Consider the following 16,713-nt stretch of genomic DNA (forward strand, 5'->3'; position numbering starts at 1 on the left):
GCGTTTTATCAGTTTGATATGCTGCATTTTTCATTTCCACATTTTCACATCTTCACATTAGCACATTATCAAACTTTCAAATTATTCACTCGCTCCGCAACGCCTTTACCGGGTTGGCAATAGCGGCTTTAATGGCCTGAAAACTTATGGTTAACAAGGCTATCAGCAGTGCCCCGGCTCCCGAAACAATAAATATCCACCAGCTTAATGTTGTTTTGTAATCATATTGTTTCAGCCAGTGTGATAAATAATACCAGGCAAATGGAATGGCAATAAGGCAGGAAATACTTACCAATAAGACAAACTCTTTTGAGAGCATTTGCCATAAATTCAAAACCGACGCGCCCAATACTTTGCGCACACCGATCTCTTTCTTACGCTGTTCGGCAACAAAAGAAGCAAGCCCAAACAATCCGAGACAGGAAATCAATATGGCAAGAACAGTGAAGAAAGTTGCCAGTCGGCCCACACGCTGTTCATCAGCAAATTTCCTGGAATAGTCTTCATCGTTAAAGGAATAATCAAATGAAGCTGCAGGATTATATTTTTTAAAAACGACTTCAATTTTGGAAAGTGCATCTTTTATGCCAATTCCGGGCTTCATTTTCAGGTTGATTACGCTCGCTGACCCCGGATCATAGGTAAAAATAGTGGGATTTACCGGTTGATAGGGCGACTCCATGACCATATCTTTTATAATACCAACAACCGTATATTTCTTATCGTTCCATTTTATGGTTTGGCCAACGATATCCCGTTTCATATTTATTTGTCTAACAGCAGCCTCATTCAATATCATTGCAAGACTGTCCGTTGAAAAATCTTTCGAAAAATCGCGGCCTTCTTTTAGCTGCCAGCCAATGGTCTTTCCAAAATCGAGCGTTACACCAATAGTGCCAAATGCCGGCAAAGTGCCGGGATCTTTACCCTCCCATTCAAAGCCGATCTGGTTCGCAAAAACGGCCGTGGTAGGGCTTGATGATTCCGCCATATTTGCAACCGCTCCCGTCGCCATTAAATCAGTCCGCAATGCGTCATAATGGCCCTGCAGGTCAGGCGTTGTCATATATACCGTTATTAGTCCCGACTTATCATAATTCACCGGGCGGTTTTGCGCATATTGAATCTGTTTATAGACAATAATGGTCCCTATTATTAATGCAATGGAAAAGGCAAACTGGATCACTACAAGGATTTTGCGGGGAAGGGAGGCATATTTACCTGCCCGGAATGTCCCTTTCAAGACTTTTATCGGTTCAAACCGGGACAAATACAATGCGGGGTAACTACCGGAAATAAGCCCCGTTATTAATGTGAACAAAATAGCCGCCAACCAAAAAGCCCCATTGCTCCAGGGAATGTGAATGCTTTTATCTGCCAGCTTATTAAATACGGAGAGCAATGAAACCGCCATTCCTATTGAAAGCACAAAAGAAAGAAAGGCCACCAATACAGATTCACTTAAAAACTGGCCAACCAATTGGCTTTTTACAGAGCCAACCGTTTTACGTATGCCCACTTCTTTTGCCCTGTTTTCGCTGCGCGCGGTAGACAGGTTCATGAAATTAATGCAGGCCAGTAGCAAAACAAATACTCCAATTACCCCAAACAGCCACACAAACCGGATGCGACCGGCTTCCGCTCTGCCGTCTTTAAACTCACTGTATAAACGCCATTTGTCCATAGGATGTAATAAAGCTTCTTCTCTTCCATCAGTTCTTGCATTTTTATGTACCATGGCGGCATTCCTGATCAGGCCATCGATCTTTGCAAAATTGGCAGCAGCATCCACCTGTACAAAACATTGCCAGGAGTGGTTATTCCATTGTGTGGCTGCTCGCTTCAACCCGTCTTCTGTGGTGACGTATTTTTTCCAGGGCAGCAGGATCTTCGTACTGGATAAAGTAGTGTTCTGAGGCAGATCTTCAAATACTCCGGCTACTTTAAGCTCATACTTATTATCAAAACGTATGATTTTATCCATGGCACTCTCATTTCCAAACAACGCTTTTGCAATAGAAGCGCTTATCAACACAGAGGAAGGATCATTAAGTGCATTGCTGTTTCCCTTTACCATTTTCAAAGAAAACATGGAAGGAAAGCCGCTCTCCACCCACATTCCCTCGCCGGTAATTTTTGTATCTCCGACCGTCATCACGTGTCCGAAATTCCAGGAAGCCATCGATATGTTTTTAAAGTTGCTGCGGTATTTACTGCGCAACTCTTCACCAATCGGCATCGCCACAGCATGGCTGGTGGTATTTTTACTTCCATCGTTATCAATAAAGACCGTCATCAACTGGGCCAGTTGCTTGTGATTGGCATGGTAGTGATCATAGGAAACTTCGTCCCATATCCACAAACCGATCAACATGGCCACAGTAATACCAATCGCCAATCCCAGGATGTTGATCATTGAGTATATTTTACTCTTGATAATATTTCTCCATGCTATTTTCAGATAATTTTTAAGCATAAGATCAATTTATATGTCTGATTTTTTGATCCCGATAGCCATCGGGACTGACGTCTGACGTTTATCGTTTCACGACAAACCCCACTTCCTATTCACTTTCGTCCTTCCGCCTGCACAAGCTTCCTCGCTAGTTCCGCAGGTGTCGGGATGACACGTTTTATCAGTTTGATATGCAGCATTTTTCATTTCCACATTTTCACATCTTCACATCTTCACATTAGCACATTATCAAACTTTCAAATTAATCATTCGCTCCGCAATGCCTTCACCGGGTTGGCAATGGCTGCTTTAATGGCCTGGAAGCTAACCGTAGCCAGCGCAATAAAAACCGACAACGCCCCGGCCAATGCAAATACCCACCACTGGATGCTTATGCGATAACTATAGCCGGCCAACCATTTATTCATCAACCAATAGGCCAGCGGCGCTGCTATTAAAAAAGCTACCAGTACCAGTTTGAGAAAATCTTTCGACAGCAGGGTGCTAATACCCAGAACCGAAGCGCCTAATACTTTTCGCACACCAATTTCTTTAACCCGGTTCTCCGCCATATAGGCAGCCAATGCAAACAGTCCCAGGCAGGAAATAAAAATCGTCAGCCCCGCAAACAACTCTGCCAGCTTTTTCTGACGCTGAACGTCGGTAAATTTTTTTGAATAATCTGCATCTACAAAAGTGGATTCAAAGGGGTATTGCGGGTTATATTTTTTAAATATCTTTTCAATGCTACGCAGGTTATCAGCAGTAGTATTTGCGGGATTCAGTTTTAAATGGATGACCTGTTCATAGTTTTTATTCGGGCCATAGACCATCATGGGACTTACTTTTTTTGAAAAAGGCGACTCCAGTATAAAATCCTTTATTACGCCCACAACCTTAATATACGCGTTGCTCGTATCCCCCACCTCCCGTATGATTGTTCCTACAGGGTCTTTAAGACGCATCATTTTTACGGCTGTTTCGTTCAGCAAAACCGCATTGGTGTCGGTAGGGTATTGATACACATCAATATCTCTCCCCGCCATCAATTTAATATCCATTACTTTGGTAAAATCAGCATCAGTACCTAATCTTACAAAGTCTATTTTTTCATCATCTTTCGTGCTTCCATTCCATCTAAAGCCCCAGCTATCGCTATTTCTTTGGGTAATAGCATTGGCTGATTTGGTCAGCATAGTAACCGCTCCGCTGCCCAACAGTTCATTTTTTATAGCGGCATAGTGCTTATTAATGTCGCCTTGTGTGCGTATGTAAATCAGGTTATTTTGGTCGTACCCCCTGTCCCGGTTTAACCCATGCTCCAACTGCTTTACAATAATGATGGTTGCAATGATCAGGAAAATAGCAAAGGTAAATTGCGTAACCACCAGTATTTTTCTTGGCGCAACCAGTGCCTTCACTTTTTTAAAGGCGCCCTTTAATACTTTTACGGGGTTGAAAGAAGAAAGGTAAAAAGCAGGATAGCTGCCCGCCAGAACGCCTGTAAAAACCACAAAAGCCAATGCAGACAACCAGAATAAGCCGCTCCGGTATTGGATAAAAAGTTGCTTATTTGTGAGTTGATTGAACCATCCGAGGCTTATCTGCACTAAAAGCAATGCTATGATAAAAGCAATAAAACTCAACAATACACTCTCCGTCAAAAACTGGAGCACCAATGTTTTTCTTTCCGCGCCGGCCACTTTGCGTATGCCCACTTCCCTGGCGCGTTTTTCACTGCGTGCAGTGCTAAGATTCATGAAGTTGATACAGGCAATCAACAAGATAAAAGCAGCAATAATCCCAAACAGGATCACCGTCTGAATCTGACCGCTTACCAGCTTACCGTTATCTGATTTCCCATACAAATATGCACGCGGCAACGGTTGTGTAAAAACCTCTGTTGTAGAGGGGTTCCCGTCATTTTTAGTATGGTCGATGGTAATGGTCCGCACTTTTGCATCAAAGGCTTTTTGTGAGCTATTGGGTTTTAGCAACACAAATGTCCGCGGCCAGTTATTGCCCCAGTTGTCATTAAAAAAGCCCAGTTTTTTCGGATACGCCCAGGGAAGCAGGTATTCAAAATCAAACTGCGTATTAGGGGGCAGATCTTTCAGCACCCCTGTCACCGTGCAATTGTTCACACTATCAATACGGATTGTTTTTCCCAGGGCATTCTCCTTTCCAAAAAGTTTTTTTGCAAGTTTTTCTGTGATAACAATATCATAAACACTTGTCAGCGACTGCCGCACATCGCCCTGCAATAACGGAAAGCTGAACATGGACAAAAAGCCGCTATCCACTGCCAGCCCCTGCACATTCATCTTTTTATCTCCTACCGTAAACAAAAAGCCCACATCAATTGCGCGCGTGGCGTCCTCAACCTCGGGATAATCCTTTTTTAAGGCAGGCGCCAGCGGAGTAGAAGTATTGCCCCATGCCCATGCTTCACCCGCAACCCGGTCCCGGTTGTACATCCAATAGATCCGGTCGCCTTTTGCATGAAACCGGTCCATGCTCCATTCATTTCCAATCCACAACAGTATCAACATTGCCGCCGCCATGCCAATGGCCAGTCCCAAAATATTAATGGCAGTAAATCCTCTGCTTTTCCAAAGATTCCTAAAGGCGGTTTTAAAATAATTTTTTATCATAGAAGCAATTTCAAATTTCTGATTTCTGATGTCTGATTTTTGATCTCAATAGCCATCTGGACTAGTGCCTGACGTCTATCATCTCACGACAGCCACTCTCCTCCCATTTACCAATCACTATTGACTATTCACTTTTCCTCATTTCTTATTCTTCATTTCCACATTTTCACATTCTCAAATTTTCAAATTATTCATTCGTTCCGCCTGCACGGGCGGGCGCAGGTATCGGGATGACGCGTTTTATCAGTTTAATTTTCACATACACACATTCTCACATTTCCACATTTGCACATTCCCAAATTTTCAAATTTTCTCATTAAACCAAAATATTCTCCGTCACCGTTCTTCCATCCAGCATGCGGATGATACGATGACTGTAGCGGGCATCATGTTCGCTGTGGGTAACCATTACAATGGTGGTGCCCGCTTCGTTCAGGTCGGTAAGCATTTGCATCACCTCATTACCATTACTACTATCCAGGTTCCCGGTAGGTTCATCGGCGAGGATCAGCTTGGGTTTATTCACTACGGCTCTGGCAACGGCCACACGTTGTTGTTGTCCCCCGGAAAGCTGCTGGGGGAAGTGATTGCGCCGGTGCATGATCTGCACTTTTTCCAGCACTTCATCCACCCGCGCCTTGCGGTCCGACTTTTTTACACCCGCATACATCAGCGGCAATTCCACATTTTCAAAAACGGTCAGCTCATCAATAAGGTTAAAACTCTGGAACACGAACCCGATATTCTTTTTGCGCATATCGGCCCGTTTGCGCTCATTGAACTTTGCCACTTCGGTGCCATTAAATAAAAAGCTACCCGCATCCGGGTCGTCCAGCAGGCCCAGGATATTCAGCAATGTAGATTTTCCACAGCCCGAAGGCCCCATCACCGCTACAAACTCTCCGTCCTTTACTTCAAAGGAAAGATCATTGAGCGCTACGGTTTCTACTTCTTCGGTCCGGTAAATTTTTTCGAGATTGGTTATTTTGATCATTTTAATAGTTATCAGTTTTTAGTAATCAGTTATCAGTATTGTGTAAAATAGCTTATGTGTTGTCGTTAATTAATATTTTTTTATACCTTCAATTTCATCACCTAAAAAACACTTATGCAAGACTTCACTAAATTAGTCGTGTGGCAAAGAAGCCACTTGTTCACATTAAGCATTTATCGCGTCAGCAAAAGATTTCCCAAAGAGGAAATTATGGCGCTGACTTACCAGATGAGGAAAGCGGCTTATTCCATACCAACCAATATAGCAGAAGGCTGCGGAAGAAGAACAATTCCTCAATTTAAAAACTTCCTGGATATCGCGGCCGGTTCTGCTACAGAACTCCACTACCAGCTTATTCTATCTAAAGATCTTTTATATCTCACCCCTTTGATTGCTGATCAAATGATCAATGAAATCATCGAAATAAAAAGGATGCTTCACGGGCTCATGGGCAAGCTTTGAGGTAACAGCTTTCAGCTTTTAGTTATCAGTCTTCAGTTATTGAACGCTAACAACTGATAACTACTCACTGATAACTGAGAACTACTTCTTCAACACCAGCTCCTGCATATCCCCGTAATTTTCATAGCTGCTGGTTACCACTTTATCGCCGGGTTTCAGGCCCTTCAGCACTTCAAAGTAATCAGGATTCTGGCGTCCCAGCAGCACTTCAGCCTTATAAGCTGTTTTACCGTCTTCACTAACCTTAAATACCCAGTTGCCGCCTGTTTGCTGAAAAAAGCCGCCACGGGCCAGCAATACCGCCGTTGTTTCATCACTTAAGGCCAGGCTGATCTGCAGCGTTTGTCCGCGACGGATATCTTTTGGCACAGCTCCTGTAAATTCCATGTCCACCTGGAAGCGCCCGTTTGTTACCTGGGTATACACTTTTTTCACCCGCAGTTGGTAGGTCTTTGTTCCGATCGTTGCATCACCCGTCAGTCCGTTAAATACGCGGGAGATATAGTGTTCATCAATATCCACCCGAACTTTATACCCCGTCAGCACATCGATCTGCCCCAGTCGCTCGCCTTTATTTTTTGACTGTCCGATCTCTGCATCCAGGGAGGTCAGTTGCCCGTCTACCGGCGCACGAAGGATCAGGTCGCCTACTTTGCGGCTATATAAATTCAATGCTTTCTGGGAGTTGCTAAACGACTGGCTTGCCTGTTTGGTTTGTATTTTATTAGACTGCTGATCTTGCTCAGTAATCTTTTCCGCCAGGTCCCTTTTCTTTAATTTATAATTATAATCAATCTCCGACTTCCGGAATTCCTGCTCTCCAATGGCTTTATTTTCGTACAGGTATTTGTTGAGGTTATACAAACGTTCTGCTTCCTTCAATTGACTTTCGGCATCGGTCATCTGGTTCAGGTTGTTTACCGTATTCTGCTGAGCCGTGGTTTTTGCTAATTGCACCTGTGCCAATGTAGTGTAAACAGAAGATTGCTGGCCAATCAGGTTCAGCTCCAGGTCGGTATTGCTCAGGCGCAGAATAGGTTCGCCTTTTTTCATCATAGCACCATCCTCCACATATTTTTCTTCCACCCGCCCGCCTTCCATTGCATCCAGGTAAATCGTACTGATGGGCAGCACCACCCCATTTACCGGGATATATTCTTTAAAGGGCGCCTTCTTTACTTCGCTGATCGTAATCCGCTCTGTATCCACATTCAGTTTGCTTTTTCCGCCTGCCAATACAATACTGGAAACAATTAATGATACCAACGCAGTAACACCTGCAATGGTCCATATCCTTTTTTTATTCCAAAACTTCTTTTCAATTGCTCTGTCCACGTTTAACTTTTTTTATTTTAATACCGGCTGTCTGCATATGGCACCAGCCTTGGCGCCTGTCCCGCAGAAGCGGGATCGCAATCACTTCAGCGCCTGTGCTAATGGCATCAATAATAATACTCAAGAATATGCCAATGTCATAAAATATTATAGATCAATTTATTATAATTATAATTTCCTGTTTTCCCGTCCGCTATCGCACAAAAACCGTCCGCTTTCGATACAGCACGGATGCTGGTTTCCGGATCAAGCATCTATCATCAAGCGTTCAGCGTTACACATTAAGCATTACGCATTAAGCGTTAAACATCCCCATTATTGAAAAGCGAACACCTGCTGTCCGTTTTTGATACACTTTCAAAAAAATAAACCCGATAATTTGTTATCCGATTTTCTCTGCGCATTTTTGCCATCAGATATGCTTTTAAAAGATGCCACCATATTAATTGTGGACGATGATACGGATGTATTAACTGCCGCGCGGCTGTTGTTAAAATCCCAGGCTAAAGAAGTGACCACCGAAAAAAATCCTGAAAACCTCCGAAGCCTTTTTTCGAAAAAGGATTTTGATCTGGTGCTGATGGATATGAATTTCAACAGTACCATTAACACCGGTAATGAGGGATTATACTGGTTGCGGAAAATAAGGGAGCTGGGATCCAAAGCCGCCATCATCATGATCACCGCCTATGGCGACATCGACCTTGCCGTACGTTCCTTAAAAGAAGGCGCTTCTGATTTTATGCTGAAGCCCTGGCAGAACGACCAACTGATCCAGAACATAAAAGAGCTGTTGAAAAAACGGACGAATAAATCCGCCGTACAACCTGCAGCTACCGCCGGGAGCGGGTTACTGGGGCAATCCGAAGCCATGCAGGACGTCTTAAAAAAGATTGAGAAAATAGCCCCCACCGATGCAAATATTTTAGTGCTGGGCGAAAACGGCACCGGAAAAGACCTTGTGGCCCATGCCATCTACCAGCAATCCTTAAGAGCCGCCGGTCCCTTTATAAAAACCGATGTAGGCGCCCTCACAGAAAGTCTTTTTGAAAGTGAATTGTTCGGGCATACCAAAGGGGCGTTTACCGATGCCCGGGAAGAGCGCATCGGCCGCTTTGAAGCGGCTCATGGCGGCACGCTGTTTTTGGATGAGATCGGCAATATTGCGCTGCATCAGCAGGCGCGGTTGCTGACGGTACTGCAAAACCGGCAGGTTACCAAACTGGGATCGCATCAGCCGGTGCCTATTGACATTCGCCTGGTATGCGCCACCAACCTGCCTTTGGAGGAACTGGCCAATGAAAAACGTTTTAGAAAAGACCTGATCTACCGGATCAATACCGTAGAGATCATCTTGCCTCCGCTGCGAAAAAGAACCGGCGATATTGAACTGCTGGCGCGGCATTTTGTAAAACAATATGGCGATAAATATTTTAAACCCGGCCTGGAACTGGTTAAAAAATCAATCGACAAACTGAACCTGTATCATTTCCCGGGGAACGTCCGGGAACTGCAATATGCAATAGAGCGCGCGGTAATCATGAGCGACGGCGAAAGCATACAACCGGTAGATATTGTTTTTTCCCCTATTGAAAGCAGGGAGGCCGACACCGCTAAAAGCCCTGAATCGATCAATCTCAATGTGCTGGAAAAAAATGCCATATTAATTGCCATTGAAAAAAATAATGGTAATATTACAAAAGCCGCTAAGGAACTGGGGCTTACACGAACCGCCCTGTATCGCCGGCTGAACAAATATGATATTGAGTAAAAAACGCATCGGGGTCATTGCCGAAATCTTATTCCTGCTCCTGGTAACCGCACTAATAGTTGCCTGCTTTATACAGCAGCACTGGTGGTGGGGCATAGCGGGCCTTCCCTTCTGGATCTACGCCATTGCCCGCATCATTAACAGCACCGAAAAAACAGATAAGATCGTTCTTGAATTTGTAGAAGCCATAAAGTATAACGACTACAGTAAAAATTACAATACAGCCCAGGCTACCGGCGATATCAAAAAATTATTAATAGGCCTAAACTCGATCACCGACCGTTTTAAAACAATTAATAAAGAGCGAAAAGCAGAGAGTATTTACCTGCAAACCATCCTGGAAACCGTTGGGATCGGTATTATCTCTTTTGATGACAATACGGGCGCCATCGATTGGATGAACGAATCATTTAAAAAAATTACGGACATTCCCTATTTCAGGAATATCGGGGCATTGGAAAAAAGAAATCCTGCTTTCCTGGACCTATTGCTGACGCTGGAGCCGGGGCAGTCGCAGGTATTTAATTTCAGGAAAGGATTGCTGGATGAAAAGTTGTTGATCACCGCCACATTTTTTACAACAAATGGCAAAACCGATAAATTAGTATCGTTGCAAAATGTAGAAGAAACGCTCGACGAAACAGAATCCATAGCCTGGCAAAAACTGCTGAACGTGATGACGCACGAGATCATGAATTCTGTTGCGCCTATTTCCTCCCTGGCCGATACCTTAAAAAAACAACTGGAACCGGCGGAAAACGGCGCCAATCCGCATATTGATCCCGATGACCTGCGACTGGGATTGGAAACGATCAAAAAAAGAAGCGAAGGACTGCAGCGCTTTGCCATCACCTACCGCAACCTGAATAAGATCACCAAGCCGGTGCTGAAAAAAGTATTGGTCAGTGAAATTTTCGACAACCTGCAGAACCTGATGCAACCCACGTTGGATCAAAAAAATATTGAACTGGATGTGATCCTGAAGGATCCGTTTCTTTCTATCCAGGCCGACACCAGCCTGGTAGAGCAGGTGCTCATCAACTTAATGACCAATGCCATTGAAGCGGTAAAAAGCAGCTCCCACCCCCGCATTGTACTGTCAGCATTGATCGACGGAGAAAAAGCCTGCGTAAAAGTTGCAGACAACGGAATGGGCATTCCTGCATCCATTGCAGAGCAAATATTTATTCCTTTTTTCAGCACCCGAAAAAATGGTAACGGCATCGGCCTGAGTCTTTGCAAACAGATCATGCTATTGCATAAAGGCAACATTCAAATGAAAAGTAAGGAAGGAGAAGGCACGGTTTTTTTGTTGCATTTTTGACAGGGTTACAGGTTGCAGGTTACAAGTTTCAGGTTACTGGTTCAGGCTACAGTTTGCTGATTGTAGATGCTTCCTGGATTTTGTAATAAAAAAGTTAACTTGCAACTAAATGCTAACACATGAAAAGTTATAAGGATTTAAACATCTATCAAGAAGCGCATCGCCTTGCCTTATTAGTTCACAGATTAAGTATGAAACTTCCAAAATTTGAATTGTATGAGGAAGGAAGCCAGGTCAGAAGATCTGCAAAGGCAGTATCAACGGCTATTGTAGAAGGATATGGAAGAAAAAGATACAAAGCAGATTTTATCAGGTTTCTTGTCTAAGCACACTCAGAATGCTATGAAACAAGGGAACATCTTGATTTCCTGTTTGAAAGCCGTTCGTTTACTGATAATGAAAAATATGACCTGCCTAAAAATGAGTATGTAAAGCTAAGTAAACAGTTAAACAGATTTATTGTATGGATTGAAGACAACTGGAACAATTCCCATTCTACCGACATAGCCTGAACAAGCCTGAAACCTGAACCTTGCAACCTGCAACCGTTTCACAATATCCCCAATATCTTCTTAGGCAGCGAATGGAACCGGTAGCCTGCCGTAACACTCACACCGTCGCCATACCCGTTAAGCTTTTTGATAATCAGGTTGGTTTGCTGGTATTGAACATGAGCATTAACATAGCTATACCAGTTCCGGCCACTATACCCTGCATTGATCCATCCTTGTAAACTAAAGACCGCCTGAATGAGGTTGTGGTTATTCACTTCCTTTAGCCCTCCTGCCGATATTGTTGCCGCCGGAGATACGATCCATTTGCCCTTGTCAATTGAAAAATTATAGTTGTAGCCCGCGCCCGCAATTAAACTCACCCATTGCGGATCGGAGGACAGTAAGGTATAGGTAAGCGAATCTTTGATCAGCGACCGGTTGGGGCTTACCCAGTTAATTCGTTGCCATTGCGGTGTTGCCGTAACAATAATGCCCCCTGCCGATCGTACCTGCTGTTCTCCAAATGTGGACCCTGCCTGGTAAGAGAATTTACCGGTATTGGTGTAATACATCAGCTTTGCGCCCGTCGTATAATAACGCATGTCCCGGAACGCATCAAAATTTCGGGATCGTCTCCTTTTTTGCAGCAGCAGCCCGTTATAGAAATCGTAAAAGGGGTTGATGCTGATTTTCGGGCGCCGGTAAGTAAACGCAAAAGAAGTATGTTTTAATTTAACCTTATTGTCGAGCTCCGTTCCCGGGATACCCCAGTTATATTGCAGGGCCACCCATTTATAATTTAAAAAGAAGCCGGTGTACCAGTTGGAATTAGCCGCCAGCATAAAATTGGAGGGATGTTTGGCAAAACCCTGAAAATTAAACGTAGAGGAATAATCACCCGTGTTCCATTCGATCACATTGCCTTTTTCATATCTCCGGACAAAAGCAGCGTCGCGGGTGTCCTGAGCCCGGGAGCCCAAAACGCCAGTTACCAAACTGCACACCAATAGTATCTTCAATCTAAAACGAGCCACCGGTTCACATATATTTCTGAATGGTTGCTGCCAGCCCGTCTGTATTTCCGGCGAAATGATGACCACCGGGCAACCGCTCACTCCTGAAATTCTTTAAGGATACGGATCGCAATGGAAAATCTTTACCATCCTCGCCCAGGATAATGGCTGTTTTATGATTTCCCATTTTATTGATCTCTGCAATAACATCCATGCTTCTTTTTTTGGGCTTTCCCCACATATCCGACACATGGATCTCAAAATCGGTTGAAGTGGAGGGATCCATTAATATAACACTAGCCAGGTGCTTCTTTGCCGAGGCGGATAGCCGGTTGATAATAAACGGACTTACATCCCCCCCAAAGGAATACCCCAGGAGGATCAATTGCTGACCAGCCCGGCTCTTAAACGCATCATCGATATAGGCTGAAATAGCGGCTGCAGCCTGTTCGGGCGATATCTTCGACCAAAAGTAAGAACGGGAATTCAGCGCCGTTACGGTATATCCTTTTTTGTTTACCGAAGCGCAAAACCCATTGGTAAAAGTATTGAATCCTCCGTCGCCACTGATGTACAATACCAGGGGGTTCCTGTCATTACCCTTCCAGGTTTTCAACGGCAACTCCTGTGCCTTCGAAAATAAACTTGTTGCCGAAAGCAACCCTATTAAAAAAAATTTTATCATCACACCCGTTTTACATTTTACATTCCTTATTTCTTATTCCTTATTTTACACTCCCCTCCGGCCTCATTGCTTTTCTTAACGCGCCCGGGATCTGCAGCAGATCGAAATCATTTTCGAAGATCATGTATTTATTCTCCCAGATCGTTGCATATTTTTCCTTAAAATCCCGCAAGGTTTGATAATGCTTAAAACTTCCGATCCGCCTGGAGGCATATTTGATAAGCTGTTCCGCGGGGTTATCCGGCTGCTCTATTCCGTTCAGCGGGATCATACCCAGGTTCAGGTATCTATATTTTTTTTCTTTCGCGAACTCCGCCAGTTTCACGATCATCGCATCCATACAGCCCCCCGGCGCTTCCAGACGTTTTCTTATTAAATCATACGTACATTCTTCGGGTGTATAATCCCTGATAATATTCAAGAACGACTGTACGACGCCATTATCATCTTTCACCACAACAACATCCTGCCCCAGCATTTCATCAGAATCGAACATCCCCTGGGAAAAGACCATTTCCCTCTTTTCAAATTTATCCAGCCATTCATCGGAGACCTCCTGTAATGCAGCAACAAATTCCTTTGTATGCGGTGCTTTGACCACTTCCGTGCGGTACCCTTTCTTTTGTAAACTGTTTAGCCCATTACGCAGCGATTTCCGGTCTTTACCTTCCAATGAAAATTTTGCAATTTCCATGATCGCCTCCTGGCCAATAAAAATCTTCATCTTCTTTAAATCCGAAAAATAGAACAGGCTGCTTTCATCCACCCGGTAGTAGACCGTCTTTAATCCCTTTTGCTTGCAAAAACGTTCAAACTCTTCAATTACTTCTGCCTTATCTTCTGCCGCGCACACGGGCTCTTCCAATACGGCAGCAAAATCATTTGCCACCCGGTAGGCCACAAAGGCATCCGTAAGGTCTGAAAAGAATAGCTGTTTATCGGGAGTTGTTTTGAAATAGTCAACAGCAGAGCTTCCGTGCTCTTCCAGTATTTCCTTCGCCATTTCCAGTTCCGTGCGCGGATCGGGCTGATGATGGCTAAAGATCCTGGGGCGCAAAAGCGAATAGATCAGCAGGCTCCAGGAACAAACACCCAGGAATTTGGTGATGTTGATAAAGTCGCGTCCGAAAGAAGTTTTGGGCACCAGCTCGTCATCAGAAAAAAGCAGGAAACTTTTCAAACTGTAATAAATAGATTGCTGCCAGGTAAAATCGATACCAAAATGCCGTTTATCTATAAAATAAAAACTAAGAAAGTCAAAAATACATACTGAGATCAGCGCAATAAAAAAGGTGGTAAACCCGATACGCACCCATTTGCGGTTTGTTTTGATACGGTACTGTTTACTATTGGTGAGCAGTAACACCAGGATGAACACGGCAAAAAGACTTTCTTCATAGTCGAGGGCCTTTACCAGGTTCCCAATAATGGAAAGCACCGTGAGGACTATGGCCGCGATCCATGCGGCCCGTATCCCTTTAATGAGGTAGGCCGAGGTTACCAGTAGCGCCACCCCTATTACCAATACCATTAACTTAGATGCATGAATGGCTTCTACCGGCATATAATAACGATCCAGCTTCATGCGCTCGGCCAGTGGCGGTGTGGCCACTGAAATAATATTTATAATGCCCAGCACAAAAATGGCCACCGCCGGAACAATTCTTGCCACCAACTGCCGTCCTCTCCATATGAAGGCAAATAATCCGAATAACAGCGGCAACCAGAATTCAAATAAGCGGTACAATAAGGTTACTTCCAATCCCTGTGTATGGGTATAACCATATCCCATAAAAATATAGATCATGGTAAACTCAACAGCGCCCAATCCCCGCAGGAACGGAGAAACAATCATTAACACTACTGAAATCGTATAGCCCACTGCGGCTACTTCAAACGAAGGTGCAACGTTCAGCGCATACATACTTATAAAGACGTGTGCAATGCCGCAGCACTCAATTCCCAGTGAAGCCCATATGGTTAAATACAGTTGCTTTCTGTTAATGTCGCCCGAAAAGATCTCGTCAATGGTAGTTACCATACCGGGGAACTTACCGGCCGTCCACCGGTACAGCGGCCCTTTTACCCGGAAAGAATAGGCCAGGTAAAAAACAATCGTCAGAATAATACCAAGAATGATAAGCGATAGCCAGGCATTGCCAAAATTGTGATTATGCCAGAGCGTATAAACCACAACGGGTATGCCTATCATAAACACCGTCAGTAATCCCACATAGCCGTATAATGCACTGGCCTGGTGAATTTGAGTGGAATTAAGGTTCCGGCGCCGCAGTTGGGAAGTGGTGTATGCTAATGAACTGATACCTCCGGCCGGCAGGAATACACTTAAAAAATTACGTTTCAAAAAAAGCTCCACCGCATCACTCAGCCGCAGGCGCAATCCCATCGCCTTAAAACTGTACACATACATTAATGCCTGCAGTAAAACATATACTATACTGACCAGCACTCCCAAACTTACCCACCAATGATCCGCTGCCTGTAACTGGGGAATAATAGATCTTAATTCCTTCCGTTCGCTTTTAAAAAAAACAAAGGCCAGCAGGATGATAAAAACAGCAAGGATCTCCTTCCAGTAGGTTTTAGGAGAAAACTTTTTCAGGCCTTTAAGAATTCGCTCCTTCATACAGATTTTGGTTTATTGTTTCAGGCGGTAAACATAGCCCAATTTACCTGTAATTCCATGCGGGTTTACATCCAAATTGTTAAAAGACAAATGAAATCCTTTCATGCCCGCTTCTGCAAAAAATCCAGACCGGGAAGACAAATAATAATTAGTTCCTATACCGGCGGCGCCATAAAAGCCCAATTCTTTTATATGATAACGCGGACCGGGGTTATCCTGAAACTCCTTATCATAACTGCCAAAAGTCACCCCCTGCTGCAAATGGATATAGGGCGTCCAACGGAGGCCTGTGCATAACTTGTAGTGTTCACTTATGTAAACCGGCACAAAATGCAGGTGGTATAAGTTCCATCCATTATCATTATGCGTGGGGGTATGGGAATACTCAATACCTGCACCCAGCTCCCACTTTCTTCCTAACTCTTTGTTGTAAGAAGCGCTTACTCCGGAGAAATTATTTCCGTGCGTGCTACGTAAGCATTCGATATTCGTCTTAAGGGTAGTAATGGATTGCGCGTGCGCACCACTTAAACTAACAAATGCAATAATTGAATAAACAAAGGCCTTATTCCGTTTAGCGCTCATTCCAAAAAACAATTCCATAAGCAAAAATACAGCAAAAAAACAACCCCAAAGAATGGGGTTGACTCTGCATGTAACCTTTAACCAAAACCTATAAATTGAGTTCCTTTATTAATTTATTTTTTTACAATCAACAACCGCGTTCAGGCCAGTAAATGATTGCTTGTTATTTACTACGTAAAGATACCCCCGGAGCAAAAACACAAAACAGCCCAATAGGCTAAACGGCAAAATCAGTCGGCGAAACGGTTACCACAGCTTCTGAAAAGGGTTTTGTATAGCAATACAAATCAAACA

The 16,713-nt window shown here is 43.9% G+C and carries 12 protein-coding genes; 4 read left to right on the plus strand and 8 right to left on the minus strand.

The genetic code is table 11. The annotated features are described in order from the left end of the window. Positions 1-85 precede the first annotated feature (85 nt). From NIASO_RS06900 to NIASO_RS06910, 3 genes are all read right to left on the minus strand, one after another. Positions 86-2,476, minus strand: coding sequence for an ABC transporter permease (locus tag NIASO_RS06900; RefSeq protein WP_008584910.1), 2,391 nt, complete (start codon positions 2,474-2,476; stop codon positions 86-88). 245 nt (positions 2,477-2,721) lie between these two features. Beyond that, on the minus strand, positions 2,722-5,109 hold the full coding sequence (locus NIASO_RS06905; RefSeq protein WP_008584908.1) for an ABC transporter permease: 2,388 nt from the start codon (positions 5,107-5,109) through the stop codon (positions 2,722-2,724). Positions 5,110-5,425: 316 nt separating this feature from the next. Next, complete coding sequence (locus NIASO_RS06910; protein WP_008584906.1) at positions 5,426-6,103, minus strand: ABC transporter ATP-binding protein; 678 nt, start codon at positions 6,101-6,103, stop codon at positions 5,426-5,428. Between the two features lie 114 nt (positions 6,104-6,217). Here NIASO_RS06910 and NIASO_RS06915 point away from each other — a divergent pair, with 114 nt between their 5' ends. After that, positions 6,218-6,565 (plus strand): four helix bundle protein, encoded by a 348-nt coding sequence (locus NIASO_RS06915; RefSeq protein ID WP_008584904.1) that lies wholly within the window; start codon positions 6,218-6,220, stop codon positions 6,563-6,565. Between the two features lie 81 nt (positions 6,566-6,646). Here the strand turns inward: NIASO_RS06915 and NIASO_RS06920 are convergent, their stop codons facing one another. Beyond that, a complete protein-coding gene (locus NIASO_RS06920) occupies positions 6,647-7,900 on the minus strand; it encodes an efflux RND transporter periplasmic adaptor subunit (protein ID WP_008584903.1) in 1,254 nt (417 codons plus the stop codon). Between the two features lie 379 nt (positions 7,901-8,279). On the opposite strand from NIASO_RS06920, the gene NIASO_RS06925 reads away from it, so the two are divergent. From NIASO_RS06925 to NIASO_RS20040, 3 genes are all read left to right on the plus strand, one after another. After that, positions 8,280-9,671, plus strand: coding sequence for a sigma-54-dependent transcriptional regulator (locus NIASO_RS06925; protein WP_245605240.1), 1,392 nt, complete (start codon positions 8,280-8,282; stop codon positions 9,669-9,671). Then, positions 9,658-10,995 carry a sensor histidine kinase gene (locus tag NIASO_RS06930; RefSeq protein ID WP_008584900.1) on the plus strand — a complete coding sequence of 446 codons (1,338 nt, stop codon included), beginning with the start codon at positions 9,658-9,660 and terminating at the stop codon, positions 10,993-10,995. Before NIASO_RS06925 ends, NIASO_RS06930 begins: the two co-directional genes overlap by 14 nt. A 119-nt stretch (positions 10,996-11,114) precedes the next feature. Then, the gene (locus NIASO_RS20040) at positions 11,115-11,321 is read left to right on the plus strand and encodes a four helix bundle protein (RefSeq protein ID WP_008584899.1); all 207 of its coding nucleotides are present in this window, start codon (positions 11,115-11,117) and stop codon (positions 11,319-11,321) included. A 224-nt stretch (positions 11,322-11,545) separates the two neighbouring features. On the opposite strand, the gene NIASO_RS06940 is transcribed toward NIASO_RS20040, so the two are convergent. Genes NIASO_RS06940 through NIASO_RS06955 form a run of 4 tightly spaced genes read right to left on the minus strand, consistent with a single transcriptional unit; the run spans position 11,546 to position 16,437 of the window. Beyond that, positions 11,546-12,523, minus strand: coding sequence for a DUF4421 domain-containing protein (locus NIASO_RS06940; protein WP_168128486.1), 978 nt, complete (start codon positions 12,521-12,523; stop codon positions 11,546-11,548). Positions 12,524-12,527: 4 nt separating this feature from the next. Then, positions 12,528-13,187, minus strand: a complete 660-nt coding sequence (locus tag NIASO_RS06945; protein ID WP_008584896.1) for an AcvB/VirJ family lysyl-phosphatidylglycerol hydrolase — start codon at positions 13,185-13,187, stop codon at positions 12,528-12,530. Positions 13,188-13,227: 40 nt separating this feature from the next. After that, positions 13,228-15,834, minus strand: a complete 2,607-nt coding sequence (locus NIASO_RS06950) for a phosphatidylglycerol lysyltransferase domain-containing protein (protein WP_008584894.1) — start codon at positions 15,832-15,834, stop codon at positions 13,228-13,230. 12 nt (positions 15,835-15,846) lie between these two features. Further along, a complete protein-coding gene (locus NIASO_RS06955) occupies positions 15,847-16,437 on the minus strand; it encodes a hypothetical protein (protein ID WP_008584893.1) in 591 nt (196 codons plus the stop codon). Positions 16,438-16,713: the final 276 nt, after the last annotated feature.

This window comes from Niabella soli DSM 19437, assembly GCF_000243115.2.
Classification (GTDB): domain Bacteria; phylum Bacteroidota; class Bacteroidia; order Chitinophagales; family Chitinophagaceae; genus Niabella; species Niabella soli.

Bases quoted from the DNA above. Each gene is read 5' to 3' on its own strand.
- NIASO_RS06900 (WP_008584910.1), bottom strand. From the start codon at position 2,476: ATGCTTAAAAATTATCTGAAAATAGCATGGAGAAATATTATCAAGAGT.
- NIASO_RS06905 (WP_008584908.1), bottom strand. From the start codon at position 5,109: ATGATAAAAAATTATTTTAAAACCGCCTTTAGGAATCTTTGGAAAAGC.
- NIASO_RS06910 (WP_008584906.1), bottom strand. From the start codon at position 6,103: ATGATCAAAATAACCAATCTCGAAAAAATTTACCGGACCGAAGAAGTA.
- NIASO_RS06915 (WP_008584904.1), top strand. From the start codon at position 6,218: ATGCAAGACTTCACTAAATTAGTCGTGTGGCAAAGAAGCCACTTGTTC.
- NIASO_RS06930 (WP_008584900.1), top strand. From the start codon at position 9,658: ATGATATTGAGTAAAAAACGCATCGGGGTCATTGCCGAAATCTTATTC.
- NIASO_RS20040 (WP_008584899.1), top strand. From the start codon at position 11,115: ATGAAAAGTTATAAGGATTTAAACATCTATCAAGAAGCGCATCGCCTT.
- NIASO_RS06945 (WP_008584896.1), bottom strand. From the start codon at position 13,187: ATGATAAAATTTTTTTTAATAGGGTTGCTTTCGGCAACAAGTTTATTT.
- NIASO_RS06950 (WP_008584894.1), bottom strand. From the start codon at position 15,834: ATGAAGGAGCGAATTCTTAAAGGCCTGAAAAAGTTTTCTCCTAAAACC.
- NIASO_RS06955 (WP_008584893.1), bottom strand. From the start codon at position 16,437: ATGGAATTGTTTTTTGGAATGAGCGCTAAACGGAATAAGGCCTTTGTT.